Source organism: Serratia sp. X10 (assembly GCF_017811775.1).
Lineage (GTDB): Bacteria > Pseudomonadota > Gammaproteobacteria > Enterobacterales > Enterobacteriaceae > Serratia > Serratia ureilytica.
Genome location: NZ_JAEIOH010000017.1, coordinates 1 through 3,160, shown reverse-complemented (window position 1 = coordinate 3,160; position 3,160 = coordinate 1). Strand labels below are relative to the sequence as shown.

3 protein-coding genes are annotated in these 3,160 nt (G+C 64.4%); all 3 read right to left on the bottom strand.

Features of this window, described 5'->3' with window-relative positions:
* Positions 1–623, bottom strand: a 623-nt coding sequence (locus J9788_RS24935) for a fimbrial protein (RefSeq protein WP_209333074.1), incomplete at its 3' end; no start/stop codon positions are given.
* 74 nt (positions 624–697) lie between these two features.
* Entirely contained in the window at positions 698–1,462 is a 765-nt protein-coding gene (locus J9788_RS24930; protein WP_182265395.1) for a fimbria/pilus periplasmic chaperone, read from the bottom strand.
* Positions 1,463–1,540: 78 nt separating this feature from the next.
* Positions 1,541–3,160, bottom strand: a 1,620-nt coding sequence (locus tag J9788_RS24925) for a fimbria/pilus outer membrane usher protein (RefSeq protein ID WP_193550330.1), incomplete at its 5' end; no start/stop codon positions are given.

Below are 3,160 nucleotides of genomic sequence, written 5' to 3'. Positions count from 1 at the left end.
CGGAAATCGATCGCCGCGCGGTAAGCGCCGGCGCTCAGCGTCGCCGGAGTGCGCACCGGCGTCACCGTATACGTCAGGGTGTTTTGTCCCGGCGTCAGCAATACCGGTTTGTTGCGCGCGCCGAGGCGGACCGGCAGACCGCGGGCATCCGCCAACTGCAACCCCAAACCGGTGACGCCGGCGACCCTGACCAGACCTGGCGCGTCGTCATCCGTCGGCGCGGAAAACGCGACGGACACCGCAGGCTGGCTGCCGCTCCAGGCCAGAACCCCGGTCCAGGCGTCGCGGTTGCTCGCCGGCGCCCGCAGGCAGTCTTTCAGCGTCAGCTCGAAGGCGACCGGCGTGCCGCGATCGCCCGGGCGCTGGAAGTGCGCCGTTCCCGTCTCGCCCAGCCATACCTCCTGGCGGGCGGTGGTCATTTCCAGACTGCAGGCGCTTTCCGTTAACGCGCCGTAGACGTGGAGCGTGCCGTTCGCCCCCTCAACGTCCCAGTTATCCACCGCGCGGGCCGGCGGCATCAGCATCAGCATCGTGCCCGCCGTCAGCGGCACCATCAGCGCGGCCAACACCGTCAGGCCAATAGTGCGTCGCTGATGACGTTCATAGGCCTTTCCCAACAGCATGGGGTTCTTTCGTTGCATGATTCGTTCACTCCGCTGTGTTCATGACTTGGTCTTCCCTGCTTGCGCGCGGCGCGTCATTTGGCGACCGGCACGACCTGGCAGGCATTGCCGGCGCAGCGGAAGTTCAACTGCGGCCGACCACCGTAATCGTTGATGTACGCCAGCGACGGGCCGCTGCCGAGGCTCGCGGCGGAGACGTTCAGCGGGGCGCTGGCCTTCGGCGCCACCATCAACGGTTCAAAGCCGGCGGCCCCTTTCCCGCCCTTGCCGGCGCTCGCCTCAACGATCGTCACGTAATACGGGGTCGGGTTGTTCACCACGTACTTGTCGCCCTGCCGGGTCAGCGTCAGCTGCTCCTGCCACGGTGCGGCGTTCTTTTCCGGGGCGAGCGCCGCCGGGCGATAAAACATTTTGATGCGCGTCTGCAGCGCTATCTGCAGCGTGTTCGGCTTATTGCTGCGCGGCGGTATTTCGCGCAGGTTGAAGTAATACAGCGTCTCCCTGTCCTGCGGCAGCTGACGCGCCGCCGGCAGCGACTGGATCTTCACCTGGCTCGGTTTGCCCGGCTCCACCCGCTGCACCGGCGGCAGCACGGTGAAAGGGCTTTGGATCTTGTTGCCGCGATCGTCTTCGATCCATCCCTGGGCCAGATACGGCAACTGTTTGTTCTGGTTACTGATGTTGAGACTGACCGTTTTCAGGTCGCCGTCGAAAATCACGCGCGTGCGATCCAGCGCGATAGCCGCATGGGCGGGCAGGCCAATCGCGCCGATCGTCAACGCGGCGGCGAGCGAGCTCAAAAGGGAAACGGTCTTTCTGGTCATAGTCAGATTCATCATGTCTTCACGGTTCCAGTCAGCCGAAGGCGGGCGATTCCGCCCCGGCGGTTTAGCGGCGAAGCACGCTCCGCCGGGGTATCAGTTGGCGTTCTCCGCCGGCTTGTTACCGGTGAGAGGACGGCAAGGCAGCAGCAACGTGTTCATCAGCATTTCGGCCGGCAACGGCGCCGGCAGCTGGATTTCACACTGCGCCGCGCCGTTCCAGTGCACGCTCATGCGCTCGCCGGGGTTGAGGCCGGACAGGTAAACGCTGCCGCCGTCATTGATGATGCCGGTCTCCTGTTTGCGGGCATTCAGCACCGTGGCGCCAAACGGCGGCTCACTGCCGTCCGCCAGCTTGACGATCGCCATCGCCTTCTCGCCGGCAATCACCTCGAACTTTCGGTAGCCGATGGCGCCCTCGGTCAACGTGGCCTGCACCACGGAACGCGTCGCCTCGACGTTGTCGCCCAGGCTGTTGAGATCGATGCTGGCCTTGTTGCGGTAGTAGCTGTTCACATCCGCCACCACCGCCTTGCCGTAACGGTTGGTCAGCACCGTACTGCCGTAGCCACGCACCGGCACACCGGCGACGCCTTCGGTATCGAGCAGCAAGCGCGTGCCGCCCGGCGTATTGACGCGATGCAGCACCGCCCCTTCCGCCGCCATCGTCAGGCCGCCCTGCGCGCCGATGCCGACGGCGCTGTAGCGGCCGGCCTGGTAGCTGGCGTTGGCGTTGATCTGCGCCATATCGCCCTGATGGCTGTAATACCCGCTGGCGGTCGCCCCACTGCGCGCGGCACCCGCGCTGATCTGATAGTTGTTGTGTTCATCGACCCGGTTGTAGTAACCGACCCGATGGGCGTTCTCTTCGCGATCGAGCGTCATGTTGTAACTGAGCGTCCCGGCGCTGCCCCAGGGCAGCGACAGCGACAGGTACATCCCGTCGTCGTTGCGCTCGTTGTAACGGTTACGATAGGCCGACAGCGAAACGCTGACGTTCTTGAAATCGCCGATATCGAAGTAGCGCGATACCATCAGGTTGTAACGATCGTTCGGCGCCCGATCCCAATAGGTTTGGTGGCTGTAGTTGAGATAGGTGCTGAGCCCCAGATCGCGGAACTGTTTGTTGAAGGTGATGGTGTACATCTCCTTGCTCTTGCCGCTGCGTCCCCCTTCGTAACGCGCATCGAGGTAGTCCCCCATGCTCATGAAGTCCTCCTGGGAGAAGCGGTAACCGGCGAAGGTGACCTGGCTGTCGTATTCATCGAAGTTCTTCGAATAGCTCAACCGATACGAACCGCCGGTAAGCGTGCCCTCCTGCGGCAAACGCGCGCGCGACTGCGTGGCGTCGAACGACAGCGCCCCCAGCGCCATCAGATCGCGCCCGATCCCCAGCGACAGCGCGTTGTAATCGCCGCCGGCGATGCCACCGCCGTACAGCGACCAGCCGTTGCTGATGCCCCAGGAGAACTCGCCGGTGCCGAACATCGGCCCGCGCAGGTGATGCCCCCACTCCGACGGTTTGCCCGTCGCCAGCTTGTAACGCACCGTGCCCGGGCGCGTCAGGTAAGGAATGTTGGCGGTGTTCATCTTGAACTCCTGCACGCTGCCGTCCTGCTCTTCGACGCGCACGTCCAGCTCGCCGGAAACGGCGTCGTTGATGTCCTGAATGCGGAACGGCCCCGCCGCCACTTGCGTTTCATACAGCACGCGCCC